The sequence below is a fragment of the Citrobacter sp. L55 genome, from assembly GCF_002850715.1.
GTDB lineage: Bacteria > Pseudomonadota > Gammaproteobacteria > Enterobacterales > Enterobacteriaceae > Citrobacter > Citrobacter braakii.
The window spans coordinates 390,600-409,858 of the sequence record NZ_KZ559399.1 but is presented as its reverse complement, the minus strand read 5'-3'; the positions used below and the strand labels follow the sequence as shown (position 1 = coordinate 409,858).

Annotated in this window: 20 protein-coding genes, 1 tRNA gene, 1 other RNA gene and 1 pseudogene; 10 read left to right on the top strand and 13 right to left on the bottom strand. The window is 52.3% G+C overall.

The features are described from left to right. Positions 1-47: 47 nt before the first annotated feature. Together B9P82_RS02010 and B9P82_RS02005 are read left to right on the top strand one after the other, a co-directional pair. Positions 48-135, top strand: a tRNA-Ser gene (locus B9P82_RS02010). A gap of 44 nt (positions 136-179) precedes the next feature. Next, a non-coding RNA gene (locus B9P82_RS02005) (RtT sRNA) lies at positions 180-316 on the top strand. 141 nt (positions 317-457) lie between these two features. Here the strand turns inward: B9P82_RS02005 and rlmC are convergent. From rlmC to B9P82_RS01955, 10 genes are all read right to left on the bottom strand, one after another. Next, positions 458-1,585: a 23S rRNA (uracil(747)-C(5))-methyltransferase RlmC gene (rlmC, locus tag B9P82_RS02000; RefSeq protein ID WP_046274662.1), complete on the bottom strand. Its 1,128-nt coding sequence runs from the start codon at positions 1,583-1,585 to the stop codon at positions 458-460. A 41-nt stretch (positions 1,586-1,626) separates the two neighbouring features. Further along, positions 1,627-2,115, bottom strand: coding sequence for a YbjO family protein (locus B9P82_RS01995; RefSeq protein ID WP_016152418.1), 489 nt, complete (start codon positions 2,113-2,115; stop codon positions 1,627-1,629). 59 nt (positions 2,116-2,174) lie between these two features. Continuing rightward, positions 2,175-3,020 (bottom strand): putrescine ABC transporter permease PotI, encoded by an 846-nt coding sequence (potI, locus tag B9P82_RS01990; protein WP_016152417.1) that lies wholly within the window; start codon positions 3,018-3,020, stop codon positions 2,175-2,177. Beyond that, positions 3,017-3,970 carry a putrescine ABC transporter permease PotH gene (potH, locus tag B9P82_RS01985; RefSeq protein WP_016152416.1) on the bottom strand — a complete coding sequence of 318 codons (954 nt, stop codon included), beginning with the start codon at positions 3,968-3,970 and terminating at the stop codon, positions 3,017-3,019. The genes potI and potH overlap by 4 nt, the downstream gene beginning before the upstream one ends. A 9-nt stretch (positions 3,971-3,979) precedes the next feature. Next, positions 3,980-5,113 carry a putrescine ABC transporter ATP-binding subunit PotG gene (potG, locus tag B9P82_RS01980; RefSeq protein ID WP_016152415.1) on the bottom strand — a complete coding sequence of 378 codons (1,134 nt, stop codon included), beginning with the start codon at positions 5,111-5,113 and terminating at the stop codon, positions 3,980-3,982. 138 nt (positions 5,114-5,251) lie between these two features. Then, the gene (gene potF / locus B9P82_RS01975; RefSeq protein ID WP_101699870.1) at positions 5,252-6,364 is read right to left on the bottom strand and encodes a spermidine/putrescine ABC transporter substrate-binding protein PotF; all 1,113 of its coding nucleotides are present in this window, start codon (positions 6,362-6,364) and stop codon (positions 5,252-5,254) included. A 433-nt stretch (positions 6,365-6,797) separates the two neighbouring features. After that, on the bottom strand, positions 6,798-7,274 hold the full coding sequence (locus B9P82_RS01970; RefSeq protein WP_016152413.1) for a type III secretion system chaperone family protein: 477 nt from the start codon (positions 7,272-7,274) through the stop codon (positions 6,798-6,800). A 90-nt stretch (positions 7,275-7,364) separates the two neighbouring features. Then, positions 7,365-8,267, bottom strand: coding sequence for a 30S ribosomal protein S6--L-glutamate ligase (gene rimK, locus B9P82_RS01965; protein WP_016152412.1), 903 nt, complete (start codon positions 8,265-8,267; stop codon positions 7,365-7,367). Positions 8,268-8,326: 59 nt separating this feature from the next. Further along, the gene (gene nfsA / locus B9P82_RS01960) at positions 8,327-9,049 is read right to left on the bottom strand and encodes a nitroreductase NfsA (RefSeq protein WP_101699869.1); all 723 of its coding nucleotides are present in this window, start codon (positions 9,047-9,049) and stop codon (positions 8,327-8,329) included. Then, on the bottom strand, positions 9,033-9,323 hold the full coding sequence (locus B9P82_RS01955; protein ID WP_016152409.1) for a YbjC family protein: 291 nt from the start codon (positions 9,321-9,323) through the stop codon (positions 9,033-9,035). The genes nfsA and B9P82_RS01955 overlap by 17 nt, the downstream gene beginning before the upstream one ends. A gap of 172 nt (positions 9,324-9,495) precedes the next feature. Between B9P82_RS01955 and B9P82_RS01950 the strand changes: the two genes are divergently transcribed. After that, on the top strand, positions 9,496-9,759 hold the full coding sequence (locus tag B9P82_RS01950; protein ID WP_016152408.1) for a GrxA family glutaredoxin: 264 nt from the start codon (positions 9,496-9,498) through the stop codon (positions 9,757-9,759). A 34-nt stretch (positions 9,760-9,793) separates the two neighbouring features. On the opposite strand, the gene B9P82_RS01945 is transcribed toward B9P82_RS01950, so the two are convergent. Next, positions 9,794-10,174 carry an inner membrane protein YbjM gene (locus B9P82_RS01945; protein ID WP_016152407.1) on the bottom strand — a complete coding sequence of 127 codons (381 nt, stop codon included), beginning with the start codon at positions 10,172-10,174 and terminating at the stop codon, positions 9,794-9,796. A 269-nt stretch (positions 10,175-10,443) separates the two neighbouring features. Here B9P82_RS01945 and B9P82_RS01940 point away from each other — a divergent pair, with 269 nt between their 5' ends. Next, positions 10,444-12,129 carry an aspartate:alanine antiporter gene (locus tag B9P82_RS01940; RefSeq protein ID WP_016152406.1) on the top strand — a complete coding sequence of 562 codons (1,686 nt, stop codon included), beginning with the start codon at positions 10,444-10,446 and terminating at the stop codon, positions 12,127-12,129. Between the two features lie 270 nt (positions 12,130-12,399). Further along, positions 12,400-13,197, top strand: a complete 798-nt coding sequence (locus tag B9P82_RS01935) for an SDR family NAD(P)-dependent oxidoreductase (RefSeq protein ID WP_101699868.1) — start codon at positions 12,400-12,402, stop codon at positions 13,195-13,197. Here the strand turns inward: B9P82_RS01935 and B9P82_RS01930 are convergent. Beyond that, positions 13,184-13,744 carry a TetR/AcrR family transcriptional regulator gene (locus B9P82_RS01930; protein ID WP_029139468.1) on the bottom strand — a complete coding sequence of 187 codons (561 nt, stop codon included), beginning with the start codon at positions 13,742-13,744 and terminating at the stop codon, positions 13,184-13,186. The two genes, B9P82_RS01935 and B9P82_RS01930, sit on opposite strands and share 14 nt — an antisense overlap. A gap of 85 nt (positions 13,745-13,829) precedes the next feature. Here B9P82_RS01930 and B9P82_RS01925 point away from each other — a divergent pair, with 85 nt between their 5' ends. The 3 genes from B9P82_RS01925 (at position 13,830) to B9P82_RS01915 (ending at position 16,241) form a co-directional block, all read left to right on the top strand. After that, positions 13,830-15,038, top strand: coding sequence for an MFS transporter (locus B9P82_RS01925; RefSeq protein WP_029139467.1), 1,209 nt, complete (start codon positions 13,830-13,832; stop codon positions 15,036-15,038). Continuing rightward, positions 15,038-15,853 carry a Cof-type HAD-IIB family hydrolase gene (locus B9P82_RS01920; RefSeq protein ID WP_101699867.1) on the top strand — a complete coding sequence of 272 codons (816 nt, stop codon included), beginning with the start codon at positions 15,038-15,040 and terminating at the stop codon, positions 15,851-15,853. Before B9P82_RS01925 ends, B9P82_RS01920 begins: the two co-directional genes overlap by 1 nt. Before the next feature lie 106 nt (positions 15,854-15,959). Then, on the top strand, positions 15,960-16,241 hold the full coding sequence (locus B9P82_RS01915; protein ID WP_019076373.1) for a hypothetical protein: 282 nt from the start codon (positions 15,960-15,962) through the stop codon (positions 16,239-16,241). A 28-nt stretch (positions 16,242-16,269) separates the two neighbouring features. Here B9P82_RS01915 and B9P82_RS01910 read toward each other — a convergent pair. Further along, positions 16,270-17,501 (bottom strand): annotated as a pseudogene (locus B9P82_RS01910) (MFS transporter). 297 nt (positions 17,502-17,798) lie between these two features. Between B9P82_RS01910 and ybjG the strand changes: the two are divergent. Next, on the top strand, positions 17,799-18,407 hold the full coding sequence (ybjG, locus tag B9P82_RS01905) for an undecaprenyl-diphosphate phosphatase (RefSeq protein ID WP_075847011.1): 609 nt from the start codon (positions 17,799-17,801) through the stop codon (positions 18,405-18,407). Positions 18,408-18,471: 64 nt separating this feature from the next. Next, entirely contained in the window at positions 18,472-19,230 is a 759-nt protein-coding gene (deoR, locus tag B9P82_RS01900) for a DNA-binding transcriptional repressor DeoR (protein ID WP_047415286.1), read from the top strand. Positions 19,231-19,259: the final 29 nt, after the last annotated feature.

Sequence of the window (19,259 nt, the reverse complement as noted above, 5' to 3'; positions counted from 1 at the left end):
TAGTAGCGCCCCGTTGCCCCCCAAGCGGTCAGGCAGCAATACAATATGGTGAGGTGTCCGAGTGGCTGAAGGAGCACGCCTGGAAAGTGTGTATACGGCAACGTATCGGGGGTTCGAATCCCCCCCTCACCGCCATATTCGAGAAAGAGCTCGTACGTAAGTACGGGCTTTTTTTTCGCATGTTGCACGCCTGCGGGGGGATGAGAAGCCCCGACCGGGGTTCGACCACTGGCGCAGCCAGTTGGACAGACTGAGAGCGCAGCGAACAGGCTGCCCGAAGGGCGAGCGAAGCGAGTCAATCCCCCCCTCACCGCCATATTCGAGAAAGAGCTCGTACGTAAGTACGGGCTTTTTTTTCGCATGTTGCATTTGCCGGATGCAGCGCATGCGCCTTATCGGGCCTACATTTCAACATCTCTGCGTAGCCTGATAAGCGTAGCGCTATCAGGCATGTCGGTTATTGTCGGCTGAGCAGAGTTAACACTTCGTAATGCGCGGTATGTGGGAACATATCAAAAAGTTGGACGCGTTCAATGCGATATCCAGGCAACTCGCGGATATCCTTTGCCATGGTTTGTGCATTACAGCTGGAGTAAACGATAAAACGCGGTGCCATGCGGGAGAGAAAATCGCACAGCGGCTTCCCAATCCCCCGACGAGGCGGATTCACCAGCACCAGGTCCGGCACTTCTCCCTGCGCGGTAGCAAACTGGGTTGAATCCAGCGCCTGAAAATGCAGATTCTGCAACCCAAGCTCCTGCGCCGACTGTTTCGCACAGGTAATGGCCTCTGGCGCAATTTCAATACCCGTCAGTTTCATCTGCGGCGTGGCGCAGTGCAAACCAAAACCCCCGACGCCGCAAAACAGATCCCACATGTGATTAACCGGAAGCTGTCGCACCCAGTCGCGCGCCGTGGCATATAAATACCCAGCCACCACGGGGTTGGTCTGGAAGAAGCTCTGTGGGCGTATCCACAATGGCACATCGTTAAAGCGTTCAGCCAGCGCCTGTTGTTCCGTCAGGAAGATTTCGCTCTCCCCTTCCATAATCGCCATATGCACAGGTTGAATATTGGCGGTGATCACTTTTAACTGCGGAAGCTGCGCCTGTAACCATGGCAGCGCCGTACGCAGTTGTGCCAGTTTCGCATCGGAGCGCAGAACAAAACGCAGCATCATACCGCCATCAAACCGGCTTTCCGTTAACAGCAGATATTTCAGCTCCCCGCGTTTGCGCGCCACGTTATAGGGCGTCAACCCCGCACGGGCGATAAACGGTTTAAGTGCGGCAAACACCGGCGCAAAAGACTCAGGATAGAGCGGACACTCGCACAAATCCTCCGGCGTACCGTCACGATGCAGCATCCCCAGCAGCGGTTTTTCCACGCTGCCGCTGACCACCATTTTGGCTTTATTACGAAAAGCGCTCTCCGGGCCGCTGACCGGCGCGCACCATTCTCCGACCGGATAATCGGCCAGCAGATTCTGCAGATCGGCTGTTTTGGCGAAGAGTTGATCGGCGACAGGCTGCGTTATCCACTGACAAGAGCGGCAGCGTTCGGCGTCATAAAGTGCGCACTGCATACAAAAACCTACAAATTAACAGGGGGCGAAGATTATACACGTTATTGCAAGCGGAAGAACCGCCTGCTGGACGCAGGAACAAACAGCAGTAGCAACACCAGCATATCCGGTAATTTTTGCATCACCAGCGTATGCAGGATTTCACGTCTGGACTCTCCCGCAATACTGAACAGTTCCGGATATCCATAGCCCAATGAGGCCGCCCACAGATAGACGCTGGCGATAATCTGGGTCAGTAGATAGACCCAGCGTGCCCAGTTCCGACCTTTAACCAGCGAAAATGCGCAGTAAATTTCGATAAACAGCAGCACCAGGCTACCCAGAAACACCAGCGTCAAATTCCAGGTCTGGACGCTGCGATGAATAAACTCGCTGGTTCCGCGAAACCCGAGCGTATTAAAAATCATCAACAGATCGAGACAGCGGATCATGATAATAGCCAGCGCCGCCACCTGCACTAAAGTAGGGACGTTTAAACGGGCATGTGATGTGGATGATTTCTTAAAAAATCCCAACGCGTCGTCTTCCATGAAAACGGCGCAGCCACCGCAGCTGCGCCGTATAGACAGGTTGGCAGATTTTAGTTTTTTCAGCCGCGTCTTGCACGTTGGATATCGCGAATCCGTTGTTTTTCTGTTCGCGCCATCAGATACCACGCGATAAATCCGATAATTCCTACTACACCAAGTATCAACGTCGCCAGCGCGTTGATCTCCGGATTGACCCCCATACGTACGCTGGAGAACACCAGCATGGGTAACGTTGTGGCGCCAGGACCAGAGACAAAACTGGCAATGACCAGGTCATCGAGCGACAGCGTAAAGGCCAGTAACCACCCTGAGATCACCGCCGGCATAATCATCGGCAGCGTGATGACGAAAAAAACCTTCAGCGGCGTGGCACCAAGATCCATCGCCGCTTCCTCAATGGAGTGATCCAGTTCGCGTAAACGCGAGGAAATCACTACCGCCACGTACGCTGTACAGAATGTGACGTGCGCCAGCCAGATGGTCAACATACCGCGATCCGCTGGCCAGCCGATGGCGTGCGCCAAAGCCACAAACAGCAGCAGCAGCGACAAACCGGTAATGACATCCGGCATCACCAGCGGTGCGGTGATCATAAAGGCGAAACCATTTGATCCACGAAAACGACCAAAGCGCACCATCACCACGGCGGCGATGGTACCGAGAATTGCCGCCATCGTCGCAGCACAGGCGGCAATCGTTAAGCTCATGCCGACGGCGCTTATCATCGCGCTATCGTGGAAAAGCTCACCATACCAACGCGTTGACCACCCCGCCCAGACCGTCACCAGCTTGGAGCTGTTAAACGAATAGATAACCAACATCAGCATCGGCGCGTACAGGAAGGTAAAACCCAGTACCAGGATAAAAATACGCCACGGCGAGCGAACGACCGGTAAGTTATTCATCCGTGTTCCCCCACGCTTTTTTGCTGATATTTATGAAACCACATGATCGGCACAATCAGTAACAGCAGCATAATAATGGCGACGGCAGAAGCCACCGGCCAGTCACGGTTATTGAAAAACTCCTGCCAAAGCACACGCCCAATCATGATGCTGTCCGGGCCGCCCAGCAGTTCCGGGATCACAAACTCCCCAACCGCCGGGATAAACACCAGCATTGACCCGGCAATAATCCCGCCCTTGGTCAACGGCACGATCACGCTAAAGAAGGTTTTCAATGGTCGGGCGCCTAAATCCAGTGCCGCTTCCACCAGCGAGTAATCAATACGCGTCAGCGCGGTATAAATCGGCAGCACCATAAAGGGCAAATAGGCGTAAACAATACCGATATAGACCGCCAGATTGGTGTGCAGAATCGTCAACGGTTGGTCGATAACGCCCAGCCACATCAGAACGTTGTTCAGGACACCGTTATTTTTCAGGATCCCCATCCAGGCGTATACGCGAATCAAAAATGACGTCCAGGACGGCAGGATCACCAGCAGCAACAGAATATTGCGTGTCGAGGGTTTGCTGTGCGCGACCGCCCATGCCAGCGGATATCCCAACAGCAGGCAACAGACAGTCGAAATCCCTGCTACCTGCAAAGATTGCAGGTACGCATCAAAATAGAGCGGATCGTCCGTCAGTTGCAGGAAATTGCCTAAATTGAGGGTGATGGATAACTGATCGTCAGCCCATGAAATGAGGTCGGTATACGGCGGAATAGCCCGCGCCATTTCAGCCAAACTGATTTTGAAGACGATCAGAAATGGCAGCAGAAACAGGAGCATCAGCCACACATACGGCAGCGCGATGACCAGCTTGCGCCCGTGCTTCATTTGCAGACGCGACATAAACAGCGTGAAACGCCCCACGTTATCCACGCGCGCCGGAGGTTCAAGTGTACTCATCTTCGCTCCTTAAACCGTCAACACCACACAGCTGTCCGCATCCCAACATAAACGGACTTCGTCACCCCAGGTTGGTAATCCCTTGCGATAACGATGTTCATTTTGTAGCTGAGCGCTCAACATCTGGCCGCTTTTCAAACGTACGTGGTACACCGACAAATCACCCAGATAGGCAATGTGCACCACTTCGCCTACCGCGAAGTTATATCCCTCTGGCGGAGGGGCTTCGCAGAGCATGATTTTTTCCGGGCGCAGCGCAACATACACCGGGACGTTATCGACAACGGAAGCGTCTGCGTCCACTTTCAGCGGATGTACCAGTCCTGGAGACTCAATAACCAGACCATCTTCCTGACGTTCTTTCAGCAGCCCCTCAAAGACGTTAACCGAACCGATAAATTCTGCACTGTAACGCGTAGTCGGATGCTCGTAGATCTCTTCAGGCTCGCCGATCTGGACAAATTTTCCACGGTTCATGATCGCAATGCGGCCCGCCATCGTCATGGCTTCTTCCTGATCGTGCGTCACCATCACGCAGGTCACGCCGACACGTTCAAGGATATCCACCACTTCCAGTTGCATGCGGTCACGGAGCTTTTTATCCAGCGCCCCCATTGGTTCATCCAGCAGCAGCAGCTTCGGGCGTTTCGCCAGGCTACGCGCCAACGCCACGCGCTGACGCTGACCGCCAGAAAGCTGATGCGGCTTACGTTTGGCGAACTCCTGCATATGCACGAGGCCCAGCATCTCACTCACCCGGCTGGCGATTTCAGCCTTTGGCAGCTTGTCCTGCTTGAGGCCAAAGGCAATGTTCTGCTCTACCGTCATGTGCGGAAACAAGGCATAGGACTGAAACATCATATTAATCGGACGCAGATAAGGCGGGACATGCGCTAAATCGACGCCATCAAGCATAATTTGCCCAGTTGTTGGCTGTTCAAATCCCGCCAGCATCCGCAACAGGGTCGATTTACCGCAGCCGGACGCCCCGAGCAGAGCAAATATTTCACCTTTGTAGATAGTAAGATTGACGTCATCAACGGCGTGCTGACCGTCAAAGGACTTGGTCAGGTTGCGAATTTCAAGCAGCGGGGTCAGCGCCTTGCGGATTTTCGCTTGTGGGCGTGGGGTTGCATCATTCAATTAGGCGCTCTCCGGCATAAAACAAAGAAACGGTGCAAATAACGCACCACGGTGGTGCGTATTGCCGGGTTATATGTGTCCGGGATCAACACTGCCCGGCAGGTGTAAATCCTGCCGGGTCACGTCCCGTACATCGGGTTATTTCCCGCTTTTTACCTTCGTCCAGGCGCGAGTACGTACACGGTCGATCTTCGGATCCTGTACTTTCAGCGTGAACAGCTTGGCGCGAACATCCGCAGGCGGGTAAATGCCCGGGTTGTCGCGCACGTCCTGGCTGACCAGTGCTGTCGCTTCTTTGTTGGCATTGGCATAGAACACGTGGTCAGAAATATGCGCAATTACATCAGGGCGCAGCAGGTAGTTGAGGAACTGATAGGCTTCGTCTTTGTTTTTCGCATCGGCAGGCATCGCGAACACATCAAAGAAGGCCATCGCACCTTCCTTAGGAATTGAGAAGGAAATATTGACGCCATTTTTCGCTTCTTTCGCCCGGTTTGCCGCCTGCCATACATCCCCGGCCCAGCCAATCGCCACGCAGGTATCACCGTTTGCCAGGTCGTTAATGTACTGCGAGGAGTGGAAGTAGCGAATGTTCGGGCGCAGTTTCAACAGCAGATCGGTTGCCGGTCCGGTGTAATCATCCGCTTTGGTACTGTTTGGATCTTTACCCAAATAATTCAGCACGGTGGCAAACACTTCTTCGGGCGCGTCGAGGAAAGAGACGCCGCAGCTTTTGAGTTTTTCCAGATTTTCTGGCTTGAGGATCAAATCCCAGCTATTAACCGGCGCATCCGGCCCCAGTACCGCTTTCACTTTATCCACGTTATAGCCAATACCGGTTGTTGCCCACATATACGGCATCGCAAACTTGTTGTCCGGATCGTGTTTACCCACCAGCTTCAGCAATTCAGGATCGAGGTTTTTCCAGCCAGGCAATTTGCTCTTATCCAGCGGCTGGAAGACGCCCGCGGTCAGTTGACGCTCAAGGAAACTGGCGGATGGAACGACAAGGTCAAAGCCGGTACTGCCAGCCATGAGCTTACCTTCCAGCACTTCATTGGAATCAAATACGTCATAGATAACTTTAATTCCGGTCTCTTTTTCAAAATTAGCCACCGTATCTGGGGCAATATAATCAGACCAGTTATAAATATGCAGCGTTTTTTGTTCAGCAGCGAGCGTGCCAGCAGAGATGGCCATCAGAACACCCGCAACCAGGCCTGGTAACCATCGTTTATTTAAGGCGGTCATAATCTCTTTCCTTCTGAAAGTTCGTTAACAAACGAACAAAAATGTCACACTCTAATGATATGCAAGAAACGTGCATATTCTTTCAAGCGGCACCCATGAAAAGAGAGGCCTCTCCTCACGCCGCTATTGCGCGCTGTTATCCGCCCATGCATTCAATATGCATTGTGGCCACAGGTCAGGCCACAAGGGGCTGTTTGAATGATGACGTTGATAAGCTTCGCAAGAATAACTTTAGCCAGGATTTGTGGATATAGCCCAGATTAAAAAACGTCTTTTATCAATTTTTTATGCATGAATTGTCTATGACATACAGCGGAAGGCGCTGAATGGAGGTGAATAATTCTTTAATGAACGGTTAAATGCAGAATAAAAACAGGCAATACGCAACCGCTTTGGCAGCGGCTGCGCAATATATGTCCAGATTCAGGAAGAATTAATGGAGGAAATGAACTTCGGCGTTGCTGTTTTGCGCATCTTCTTCAGCGTTAAATAACAGCTGATGCGCACCGGCCTCGAGGATCACCATCGATATTTGCTCTTCACTCTGGCGAACAAAATATTCGAACTGCTCAAACGTCACGCCCGGGATAACGGATAAAGACTGGCAGACCACCAGCTTTGGCAGATTATCATCCTGCATATCCAGAAAGGCTTTCACCGTCAGTGAACTGGCGTTAATCGCAGACAGATCGGCGGCCAGCGGCAGTAGTGCAGAAGGTCTGACTTCTGCCATCGCAGAAAACAGAATGACGTTATCGACCAAATCAACTTTTGCATCAAAGATGCCGTCAAAATTCTGCATGTGCGGCAAATGCAGCGCCTGACAGGTATCGCATTCAAAAAAACTCATGCCCAGGTCGTCGAGCCATTGACGCAACGTATCCAGAGTGGGAACGACCAGTGATGTCATAATAATGTGCGACCTCTATTGATGAAAAAAATACCGGCACAGCTTACGCAAAAAGAGCGTGTCATACTACGATCGCAATCGATATTGTGCTTAGCCGCCGATTTTAAGGCAAAATTCAGGCGTAGCGTGACGCTCAATCCACTGGATCATCTTGCCGGCAATGTCTATTCCGGTGGTTTTCTCCACCCCCTCCAGGCCAGGAGAAGCGTTGACCTCCATGACCAGCGGCCCACGTTCAGCACGCAGAATATCAACGCCAGCAACGTCCAGACCCATTGTCTGAGCGGCTTTGAGCGCAATTTCCCTTTCGCGCGGCGTGATATTCGCAATAGTGGCAACCCCACCGCGATGGAGGTTAGAACGAAAATCACCTTCTTTGGCCCGGCGCTCAATGGCGGCCACCACCTCGTCACCCACCACGAAACAGCGAATATCTCGCCCTTTCGCTTCTTTGATATATTCCTGAACCAGAATATGGGCATTCAACCCACGAAAGGCATCCACCACGCTTTCTGCGGCCTGGCGCGTTTCCGCCAGTACCACGCCGATCCCCTGCGTACCTTCAACCAGTTTCACCACCAGCGGCGCGCCGCCAACCATGTCAATCATGTCGCTGGTATCGTCCGGAGAGTGAGCAATCCCGGTGATGGGTAAATCGATTCCCTGACGCGCCAGCAGCTGCAGCGAACGCAGCTTATCGCGCGCACGCGTAATCGCTACCGACTCATTCAGCGGATAGCTACCCAGCATCTCAAACTGGCGCAACGCCGCGGTACCGTAAAAGGTAATCGCTGAACCAATCCTTGGGATCACTGCATCGAAATGAGGAAGCTGGCGGCCCTTGTAATGAATAGAGGACGCCGCCGGGCTGATGTTCATATAGCAAGAAAGGGGATCGATAATTTCAACCAGGTGACCACGCTGCATCGCCGCTTCACGCAGGCGCTTACAAGAATAGAGCGTTCCGTCCCGGGACAAAATGGCAATTTTCACCCTGCACCTCTCTGAATGACCTGGTAAAAGCTGGCGTATCATACACTGCGTTAAAATCTTTAGCGCGTAGCCCATCCCAGTTTATGCAAATATTCCAGGATAAAGGGACGACTTTCTTTAATGATGGTGCGGCGAATATGGTCGCTCCAGGTGTCACGGCGCGTATTGCTCCCGCGGGTCAGATAGTACTGCGCGAGCTGCTCATCATATTGCGACAAAACGTCTTTGTTGAGTGGCTGATACTGATTTTCGTGCACCACAAGCGACGCTGGCAGTCGCGGCTTGATATCCGGGTTATCAGCAGGCCAGCCGATGCATAGCCCAAACAACGGCAGAACATGTTGCGGAAGCTTCAGAAGTTCAGTGACCGGCTCAATATTATTTCGCAGACCGCCAATAAACACGCCGCCAAGTCCCAAAGACTCTGCCGCCGTCAGCGCATTTTGCGCCATCATCGCGGTATCAACAACGCCCAGTAGCAGCTGTTCCGCCAGCCCGAGTTGCGCGTCAGGGCAAATCTGCAAATGGCGATTAAAGTCAGCGCAAAACACCCAGAACTCGGCAGCCTGCGCTACATGTTTTTGTCCGCCGGATAAAGTAGCCAGTGATTCACGCAAGGCGTTATCCGTTATGCGAACGATGGTTGTGCATTGTAAAAAACTGGAGCTTGAGGTCCCCTGAGCGGCGGCAATAATCGCCTCCCGCTGCGCATCTGAAATGGCATCATCGGTGAAATGGCGAATGGAACGGTGGCTACGAAGTAAATCAATGGTTGGCGTCATCTCTTTTTTCTCTGTCTGAACGTGAAGAATCACCGGGGGTTCGTGACATCAGCTGCGGCGCAACCAGTTGAGCAATACGCCACGTTAATACCACCGCGGCGGGAAGCATCAGCAGCACACCCAGAAATATCATCACCACGCAGGCTAACGGACTGCCAAGCGGTGCGGGTAAAGTGAGGTAATCGTTAAGCGATAGCAGCGCCAGCGATAACAAAACCATCCCGATTATTTCCAGCATCAATACGCTTTTGGGTAATGCACCAATTGTGCGCATAAGCGGCCTCCCGGCGAAATGGCTTTCATTATAAAACGTTCCGGCTTGTCGTGTTTAACAGTTATAGCTTGAGGATATCAAAGCAACAGGCTGAACCTGCTTTTCATCCGTCACAAATCGCGGCATCATAACAAGTATTGCCATCCGGCCTGATAAGTTCGAGGAGAGAGAGATGTTTGCCGTTATTTTTGGTCGTCCAGGGTGCCCGTATTGCGTGCGCGCAAAAGAATTAGCAGAAAAATTAAGCAATGAGCATGACGATTTTAACTTCCGCTACATTGATATCCATGCCGAAGGTATTACGAAAGCCGATCTGGAAAAGACGGTAGGTAAGCCAGTTGAAACCGTTCCGCAGATTTTTGTTGATCAAAAACACATCGGCGGCTGCACGGATTTTGAAGCGTGGGCAAAAGAGAACATGAATCTGTTCGCCTGATCGCCGTTTCTACGCCCTCCGCTGGAGGGCGTCTTCAGTTCTTTTTCCGTCGATGATGCTGATTGAACAAGTTGCTGATAAACAAAAAACACAATGCGCCAAGCGCGCACCAAAACACCGCACTAAACAACCACGCCAGCTCTTGCCACAATGAACGCGTCGGCATAAAAACGAACCGCATCAGTAACAGACAGCACGGCGCCGCCAACATGGCACCAAGAAGGGGTTTGAGCACCTCCCGACGATGGGAGAAAAAGCTTGCTGCAGCACCAGGCAGGATAAAAAACAACAATCCGACCTCAGGATGCCCTGCCGCTCTGAATGCCCCTTTCACGTTCAGCGTTAATGAAAGACACACCACAATAAAGAGCACAAAGCAGCAGACCGCACCCGCCCAACTTTGCTTATGTTTCAATTGTTCCTCCTGACACATTCTCTATCGAACACTCTTTTCGCCCGCAGGCGTCCAGTCAGATAAAGTAACCAGGCATTCCATGCCAAAAACACACTCACACGATTCTTATAGCCGTTGATACGTAATGAGATTAAACTAACCGCATATATTGTTATGCTGCATTATTCGGGGCTGTGTACGAAGCTGTCGCCCCTTAATTTCTGGCAAAAACATTAGCGTAAATTGCCATTTCTTTCAATAGCTTACTAGTAAACAAGAAGTTAGTCTCCGTGAATATAAACGTCGCAGATTTGTTAAATGGGAATTACATCCTGTTATTATTTGTGGTCCTGGCACTGGGCCTGTGTCTGGGTAAATTACGTCTGGGTTCAGTCCAACTCGGTAATTCCATTGGCGTTTTAGTGGTGTCCCTATTATTAGGTCAACAGCACTTTAGTATTAACACCGATGCATTAAATCTCGGCTTTATGCTGTTTATTTTTTGTGTCGGCGTCGAAGCCGGTCCCAACTTTTTTTCGATTTTTTTTCGCGATGGGAAAAATTATCTAATGCTTGCTCTGGTGATGGTCGGCAGCGCCATGCTGATCGCCCTGGGGCTGGGTAAGCTATTTGGCTGGGACATCGGCCTGACGGCAGGTATGCTGGCCGGTTCGATGACCTCAACGCCGGTGCTGGTCGGCGCGGGTGACACCTTGCGCCATTCCGGAATGTCGGGGACATCGCTTTCAACCGCCCTCGATAACCTGAGCCTCGGTTATGCGCTCACCTATTTGATTGGTTTGGTCAGTCTGATTGTTGGCGCGCGCTACCTGCCGAAACTTCAGCATCAGGATCTGCAAACCAGCGCCCAACAAATCGCACGTGAACGGGGTCTGGATACTGATGCCAACCGTAAGGTTTATCTGCCGGTAATTCGTGCCTATCGCGTTGGCCCGGAACTGGTGGCATGGGCCGATGGCAAAAATCTGCGCGAGCTGGGTATCTATCGCCAGACCGGTTGTTACATTGAACGCATCCGTCGCAACGGCATTCTGGCCAATCCGGATGGCGACGCGGTACTGCAAATGGGCGATGAGATAGCCCTGGTGGGTTATCCTGATGCGCATGCCCGCCTCGATCCAAGCTTCCGTAATGGTAAAGAGGTGTTCGATCGCGATCTGCTCGATATGCGCATCGTCACTGAAGAGATTGTGGTGAAAAATCACAATGCCGTTGGCCGCCGCCTGGCCCAGTTGAAGCTGACCGATCACGGCTGTTTTCTCAACCGCGTGATCCGTAGCCAGATTGAAATGCCTATCGATGACAACGTCGTGCTTAATAAAGGCGACGTGCTGCAGGTCAGTGGGGATGCTCGCCGCGTCAAAACCATTGCCGATCGTATCGGCTTCATTTCCATTCACAGTCAGGTGACCGATCTGCTGGCCTTCTGCGCCTTCTTTATCATCGGTCTGATGATCGGGATGATCACCTTCCAGTTCAGTAATTTCAGCTTCGGCATCGGGAATGCGGCTGGACTGCTGTTCGCTGGGATCATGCTGGGCTTCCTGCGTGCCAACCATCCAACGTTTGGCTATATCCCACAGGGGGCGCTGAACATGGTCAAAGAGTTTGGCCTGATGGTATTTATGGCAGGCGTCGGTTTAAGCGCGGGCAGCGGCATTGGCAATGGCCTTGGCGCCGTGGGTGGGCAAATGCTGATTGCCGGCCTGGTTGTCAGCCTGGTGCCGGTTGTCATCTGTTTCTTATTCGGTGCTTACGTATTGCGCATGAACCGCGCCCTGCTTTTTGGCGCCATGATGGGCGCGCGTACCTGCGCTCCGGCAATGGAAATCATCAGCGATACGGCACGCAGCAACATCCCCGCATTAGGCTATGCCGGGACCTACGCAATTGCCAACGTACTGCTGACATTAGCGGGGACACTCATCGTCATTGTCTGGCCTGGGCTTGGTTAGCGCTGAAATTTACTCTTAAACGAAAATTTTTTGCAGGTAAGCAGAACTTTTCTTCAAGACGTCAGTCATAACTATTGCCACTGCTTTTCTTTGATGTCCCCAATTTGTGGAGCCCATCAACCCCGCCGTTTTGGTTCAAGGTTGATGGGTTTTTTGTTGCCTGAATTTTGCGATCGCTGACTCCCTCCCCCGAAACTCTCTGTCACATTTGCAGCATGCTGGTTATGACACATACTTTTAGTCAGAGCTAAATGGTAATAGGTGGTTGCTATGTTACTCGCAGGCAAAGTCGCGGTAATTTTCGGTGGCAGCGGCGCTATAGGCAGTGCAGTTGCGCATGCTATGGCGCGTGAAGGCGCTCATGTGTATCTGGGCGCGCGCAGTCAGGAAAAGCTGGATTGGGCGGCCAGTAGCATTCGAACCGCGGGCGGTGCCGTCGAAACCTTTGTCACCGATGTCCTCGACGAATACGGTACCTCAAAACAAGTTACTCACCTTGCGCAGCAAACCGGTGGAATAGATGTGGTGGTTAACGCAACCGGCTTTATGCATGAACAGGGCAAACGCATCGAGGCGTTATCCCTTTCTGAGTTTATGAGCGGTATCACCCCTTTCCTCTCGGCGCAGTTCAATATCACAAAAGCCGTAACACCACACATGGGCGGCAATCGTGCGGGCGTCATTCTCACCGTTGTTGCGCCAGCGGCCCCGATGGCGATCCCTGGACATCTGGGACACATCGTTGGCTGTGCGGGAACAGAGGCCTTTATTAAAGCGCTTGCCAGCGAACTGGGGCCGGCGAATATTCGGGTCGTCGGCGTGCGCTCGCATGCGATTGTGGATGCCGTTCAGGCCGGTTCCTATACCGGGGAAATTTTTACCGCTAAAGCGCAGTCAATGGGTATTACCGTCGCACAATGGTTAGCTGGTGCGGCGCAAAGTACCATGCTTGGGCGTCTGCCTACGCTTGCACAAATCGCTGAGGTAATGACCTTTCTGGCTTCAGACCATGCCGGAGCAATCACCGCAACGGTGGTGAATATTACCGGCGGCGCTACGCACAACTGACCGTTGCGGGCAACCCCGCAATACGCTCCACCATCAGCAAGATATCTTCTCGCCGCAGTGGTTTTTTGTCCGTGACAAAATGCAGCGTCATCCCTTCAATAAACGCATCCAGCGCCCGCGCCGTAACCGGAGCAAACCACTGCTCCAGCGTTTGTTGGCTGCGTAACATCCAGTTTTGCATCACCGTTTTTAGTGCCGGTTTACGGCTGGCGAAGGCATACAGCTGATACATGAGTTCCATGTTATCGGGTGTCGTGACCTGGGAGCTGTAAATCATATCGGTAATCGCATGGCAAGCCTGCGACGCATCCGCAACGTCGGCAAAAAAAGCCTGATACTGCAGCATCATCCTGTCAGTAAAACGGTCAAACGCCTCCATTAAAAGCTCATCAATTCCCGAAAAGTAATAGGTCATAGAACCCAAGGGCACCTGAGCAATTGTCGCAATCTTCCGATGTGTAACCGCATGAATACCATGGGCTATTACCGCATCCAGAGTCGCCTGAACTATTTTTTCCCGCCGTTGCGGATCGTTCGCACGTCGCACTGCATTACCTCTTCTTGCATTTGTGTACAAATGTACACAACCTTGCTAAGGTTGTCTTCTTTCCTCTTTTCTTCGGCTCGAATTCATGACTGGCATCTCATCACGCAAAGCCTTAAGACGTCGCACCTGGGCACTGTTCACGTTCTTCTTTTTACCAGGATTATTAATGGCTTCCTGGGCAACGCGTACCCCTGCCATCAGAGATATCCTCTCCATCTCAACCGCCGAAATGGGCGCGGTGCTGTTTGGACTTTCAATTGGTTCGATGAGTGGCATTCTTTGTTCGGCCTGGCTGGTGAAACGATTTGGCACGCGTAAAGTGATCCGCACCACCATGTCTTGCGCAGTCCTCGGAATGGCAATCCTCAGCGTGGCGCTCTGGCTGCATTCCGCATGGCTTTTCGCATTTGGTCTGGGCGTGTTCGGCGCCAGCTTTGGCGCAGCAGAAGTTGCCATCAACGTCGAAGGTGCGGCTGTTGAGCGCGAAATGAATAAAACCGTACTGCCGATGATGCACGGTTTTTACAGCCTGGGAACGCTAGCGGGTGCCGGAGTCGGGATGATGCTTACCGCCTTCAGCGTACCGGCGACCGCGCATATCTTGCTGGCGGCGATGGTGGCAATCACCCCTATCTTCATCGCCATCAAAGCCATTCCTGACGGCACGGGTAAAAATGCCGCTGACGGGTCTCACTCCGGCGAAAAAGGACTGCCTTTTTATCGCGATATTCAGCTATTGCTGATTGGCGTCGTGGTGCTTGCAATGGCATTTGCTGAAGGTTCCGCCAACGACTGGCTTCCGCTGCTGATGGTGGACGGACATGGATTTAGCCCGACATCAGGCTCGCTGATTTATGCCGGATTTACGCTGGGTATGACCGTTGGACGATTTACTGGCGGCTGGTTCATCGACCGCTACAGCCGCGTCGCGGTAGTACGCGCCAGTGCGCTTATGGGGGCTCTTGGGATTAGCCTGATTATTTTTGTCGACAGCACTTGGGTGGCGGGTGTTTCCGTTATTCTGTGGGGACTCGGCGCATCACTGGGCTTCCCACTGACCATTTCGGCTGCCAGCGACACCGGCCCCGATGCGCCAACCCGCGTCAGCGTTGTCGCCACTACCGGCTATCTGGCATTCCTGGTTGGACCACCGCTGCTGGGCTACCTGGGTGAACACTACGGCCTGCGTAGCGCTATGCTGGTGGTGCTGGCGCTGGTGCTTGTCGCCGCCATCGTCGCGAAAGCGGTGGCAAAACCGGATCTCAAAAACACCACTGTGATGGAGAACAGCTAATGCGTATCAAACTGATTGCAGTCGACATGGACGGCACATTTTTAAGCGACCAAAAAACCTATAATCGTGAGCGCTTTATGGCGCAATACCGCCAGATGAAAGAACAAGGGATCCGCTTTGTGGTCGCCAGCGGCAACCAGTATTACCAGCTCATCTCCTTTTTCCCTGAACTGGCCAGTGAAATCTCATTTGTTGCCGAAAACGGCGGATGGGTGGTCAGTGAAGGGGAAGATGTCTTTAACGGCGAGCTGGCAAAAGACGATTTCCAGGCCATCGTGGAACATCTGCTGACCCGTACGGACATCGACATTATCGCCTGCGGTAAAAATAGCGCCTATACCCTGAAGCGGTACAGCGATGAGCATAAGACGGTCTCCGCCATGTATTATCATCGTCTTGAATTTGTGGATAATTTTGACAACCTCAACGACATTTTCTTCAAGTTCGGGCTAAATATTTCAGACGATCGTATCCCCCAGGTGCAGGCTGACCTCCATGAGGCGATTGGCGACATTATGGTGCCGGTACATACCGGCTACGGCAGCATCGATTTAATTATACCCGGTGTGCATAAGGCAAACGGTCTGCGTCTGCTGCAACAACGCTGGAATATTACCGACGATGAGGTTGTTGTGTTTGGCGATGGCGGAAATGATATTGAGATGCTGCGTCAGGCAGGATTTAGTTTTGCAATGGCGAACGCCCATGAGCCGGTGATCCAGGCGGCAAAATATCGCGCAGGGTCGAACAACGAAGAGGGCGTGCTGGATATTATCGACCGCGTGTTAAGGAATGAAGCACCGTTTACGCAATAACGCCTCAGCACAGACGGCAACAAAATGATGGCATGATCTATTCATAATCCGCCTCAAATTAACCCGCTGGATTATTACCTCCAGTGAATATTCAGACGAGCGGATTATGAAGAAAAGTGTACTGATAGCGACATTGTTGCTGGGTTTTGCGGGGACAACATTTGCGCAAAGCGTTACCGTTGATGTACCAAGCGGTTATAAGGTGGTGGTAGTGCCCTCTTCCGTCAGCGTTCCGCAGGCGGTCAGCGTCACCACCGCGCCACAAACGGTGTATGTTGCTCCGGCGCCTGCCCCAGCCCCAGTCTATCGCGCACATCCTTATGCGCGACATGTTGCAAGCGTCGGTGAAGGAATGATCATCGAACACCAGATTGACGATCACCACTAAGTTTTTGCCTGGCCCGGGCAACCGGGCTTTAACCTTCCCGTGAATCCCCTACCCGTTTATCTTTCAGGAAGATAACCATCAGAATCACCCACAGTACGCCGCTTGCCAGATTGAACAGGCTGAACAAGCCGTTTCCTCCGAGCAGATAAGCGTGTTTACTCAGCTCAATACCGACGGTAAAAATCAGCATCTGCAACATACCCATGGCGGCAGAAACCGTGCCCTTACTCATTTCACTGGCAAACAGCGTCAGACGTACCAGTCCCGCATTCGCCACGCCAATACCAAACGCATAGATGCTTAAACCCGCCGTCATCCATAGATAAGCGTGGGATGACACCACCGTGGCCGCAGCGGCAATCACCAGCCCGACGGCGATTGGCCAGCCGCCCATGATAATCAGCGAACGTACGGTTTTTCGTGAGGTCAGGCGCGCCAGTACCAGGTTACCGGCAATCAATGCGCCAAAAATCGGCACCTGCAATAGGCCATATTCGTAGCTGCTGAGAGTTCACCGCTGATGATTATAATCGGGGACTGCGCAATCCACGCCAGTAACGGCAGACTGACAAAACCCAATGCCAGCGCGCCTGCAACGAAGCGCACGTTCCTCAGCACCAGCTTATAATCTTTGCCCAGCTCTTTAATCGACAGCTTTTCACCAAGCCGGGTTGCCGTCTCCGGCATCGCGCGTTGCAGACCAAAAAAAGAGATGGCGGCCAGGGCGGCAAACAGGATAAACATCCCTTCCCACGGCAGAACATGTACCCAGGCTGCACCGACCAACGGCCCCAGCAGGGGCGCAATCAACGCTACGTTTGCCATCAGCGCGGTAATTTTTATGCACACCGCTTCTTCAAAGGATTCTTGAATTGCGGCGTAACCCACCGCGCCAATAAAGCACAGGCTTATCCCTTGTAAAAAACGCAGGAAGGTAAATTGCTCAATATTCTGCGCAAGCAGGGTTGCAAGGCAGGTCACAATGAACCAGAGCACGCCGGTTAACATCACCGGGCGACGTCCAATTCGATCCGACAGCGGTCCTAATAACCACTGCAAAAACATGCCGCCAGCCAGATAGGCGGTCATGGATGTGGGCACCCAATCTAATCCGGCATTATATTGCTCCACCACCGCCAACATTCCGGGCTGGATCATATCGTTGCCGATATAAGTAGAGAATTCGTAAAGCACCAGACAGAGAGGGAAAAGTAATGCCTGACGCCCCAAACGGGCGCCTGAAGATAAACGGTTCTGCATGCAGTCTCTTAACTATAGAAAAATCGCGCAAAGTGTAATAAATGCGCCGTACTGGCGATAGTGAATTATGTGATTTGAAAGCAAATTGCGCACATTTTTACACTCATTTGCTCAGGAACATTTTGCGTTAAGGTTAATTTAAGTTGAGGCCGCTATCATGTTCAATAAGTCTCATTAATTGTCTGAAAAATAGTCATTTAACAGACAAATAAGACAAGACCGCTTTTTATCCCGTGAAAGCAATTTTATGCTCTCCCCTCTTGGGCCTTTTTAACGATTACACTGAGTCTGGACGTTATGCTGGAAAATCTGAACAACTCACTTTTTTATCTCATCAATGCCACGCCGGACTCTGCGCAATGGATGATATCGCTTGCCATTTTTATTGCCAAAGACCTGATTAACATCGTACCGCTGTTAGCCGTTGTGCTTTGGCTTTGGGGGCCGCGGGCCCAGGTTACTCTCCAGCGCCAGTTAGTTATAAAAATGGCGATTGCGCTGATCGTCGGTCTGACGATTTCATGGCTGATGGGGCATCTGTTCCCTCACGATCGTCCGTTTGTTAACCACATCGGTTACAACTTCCTGCATCATGCGGCGGATGACTCTTTCCCGAGCGATCACGGTACGGTTATCTTTACCTTTGCACTGGCTTTCCTGTTCTGGCATCGCCTGTGGACGGGCGCTCTGCTGATGGTCGTTGCTGTGGCGATTGCCTGGTCGCGGGTCTACCTTGGCGTACACTGGCCGCTGGATATGCTGGGAGGATTACTCGTCGGGCTGATTGGCTGCCTGAGCGCCCAGATGATCTGGCAGCGGTTTGGCGCGCCCCTGTACCTCGGCTTGCAAAATGGCTATCGCGCCTGCTTCGCTCTGCCCATCCGTAAAGGCTGGGTGCGTGACTAACCCACGGTAAAAAGAGTAGTATTAAGCGCGATACTGAGCACTTATTCTACTCTCCAGGGGAACTATGGAAACTCGACGCGACGAGCGTATTGGTCAATTACTGCAGGCGCTGAAACGCAGCGATAAATTACACCTCAAAGAAGCCGCGACGCTGCTGGGCGTATCTGAGATGACCATTCGTCGCGACCTGAATAATCACGATGCTCCCGTCGTCTTGCTCGGGGGTTATATTGTTCTGGAACCCCGCAGCGCCAATCACTATTTAATCAGCGATCAAAAATCCCGACTGGTTGATGAAAAGCGCCGTGCCGCCCAGATGGCGGCAAGCCTCGTGCAGGCACATCAGACTATCTTTTTCGACTGTGGTACCACCACGCCGTGGATCATTGAGGCTATCGAAAATGAATTGCCTTTCACCGCAATCTGCTACTCGCTGAATACGTTTCTGGTGCTACAGGAAAAACCGCAGTGCCGCGTCATTCTGTGTGGTGGCGAATTCCATGCCAGCAACGCAATTTTCAAACCGCTTGATTTCCAGGAAACGCTGAACAACCTGTGCCCGGATATCGCTTTTTATTCCGCAGCTGGCGTTCATATTGAGAAAGGCGCGACCTGTTTTAACCTGGAAGAGCTACCGGTGAAACACTGGGCGATGTCGATGGCGCAGCATCACGTGCTGGTGGTCGATCACAGCAAATTTGGTAAGGTGCGTCCTGCGCGGATGGGTGAAGTAAAACGCTTTAATACCATCGTCAGCGATAGCCGTCCTGACGAGGCGTTTGTTGAATACGCGAAAGCGCAACGTATCAAACTGATGTATTAAGCGATACTGCCGGATGGCGATAGCGTCAT

What these genes read in the sequence shown, in the direction of transcription:
- rlmC (WP_046274662.1), bottom strand. Translation starts at nt 1,585, where the DNA reads ATGCAGTGCGCACTTTATGACGCCGAACGCTGCCGCTCTTGTCAGTGG.
- B9P82_RS01995 (WP_016152418.1), bottom strand. Translation starts at nt 2,115, where the DNA reads ATGGAAGACGACGCGTTGGGATTTTTTAAGAAATCATCCACATCACAT.
- potI (WP_016152417.1), bottom strand. Translation starts at nt 3,020, where the DNA reads ATGAATAACTTACCGGTCGTTCGCTCGCCGTGGCGTATTTTTATCCTG.
- potH (WP_016152416.1), bottom strand. Translation starts at nt 3,970, where the DNA reads ATGAGTACACTTGAACCTCCGGCGCGCGTGGATAACGTGGGGCGTTTC.
- potF (WP_101699870.1), bottom strand. Translation starts at nt 6,364, where the DNA reads ATGACCGCCTTAAATAAACGATGGTTACCAGGCCTGGTTGCGGGTGTT.
- B9P82_RS01970 (WP_016152413.1), bottom strand. Translation starts at nt 7,274, where the DNA reads ATGACATCACTGGTCGTTCCCACTCTGGATACGTTGCGTCAATGGCTC.
- nfsA (WP_101699869.1), bottom strand. Translation starts at nt 9,049, where the DNA reads ATGACGCCAACCATTGATTTACTTCGTAGCCACCGTTCCATTCGCCAT.
- B9P82_RS01955 (WP_016152409.1), bottom strand. Translation starts at nt 9,323, where the DNA reads ATGCGCACAATTGGTGCATTACCCAAAAGCGTATTGATGCTGGAAATA.
- B9P82_RS01950 (WP_016152408.1), top strand. Translation starts at nt 9,496, where the DNA reads ATGTTTGCCGTTATTTTTGGTCGTCCAGGGTGCCCGTATTGCGTGCGC.
- B9P82_RS01935 (WP_101699868.1), top strand. Translation starts at nt 12,400, where the DNA reads ATGTTACTCGCAGGCAAAGTCGCGGTAATTTTCGGTGGCAGCGGCGCT.
- B9P82_RS01925 (WP_029139467.1), top strand. Translation starts at nt 13,830, where the DNA reads ATGACTGGCATCTCATCACGCAAAGCCTTAAGACGTCGCACCTGGGCA.
- B9P82_RS01920 (WP_101699867.1), top strand. Translation starts at nt 15,038, where the DNA reads ATGCGTATCAAACTGATTGCAGTCGACATGGACGGCACATTTTTAAGC.
- B9P82_RS01915 (WP_019076373.1), top strand. Translation starts at nt 15,960, where the DNA reads ATGAAGAAAAGTGTACTGATAGCGACATTGTTGCTGGGTTTTGCGGGG.
- ybjG (WP_075847011.1), top strand. Translation starts at nt 17,799, where the DNA reads ATGCTGGAAAATCTGAACAACTCACTTTTTTATCTCATCAATGCCACG.
- deoR (WP_047415286.1), top strand. Translation starts at nt 18,472, where the DNA reads ATGGAAACTCGACGCGACGAGCGTATTGGTCAATTACTGCAGGCGCTG.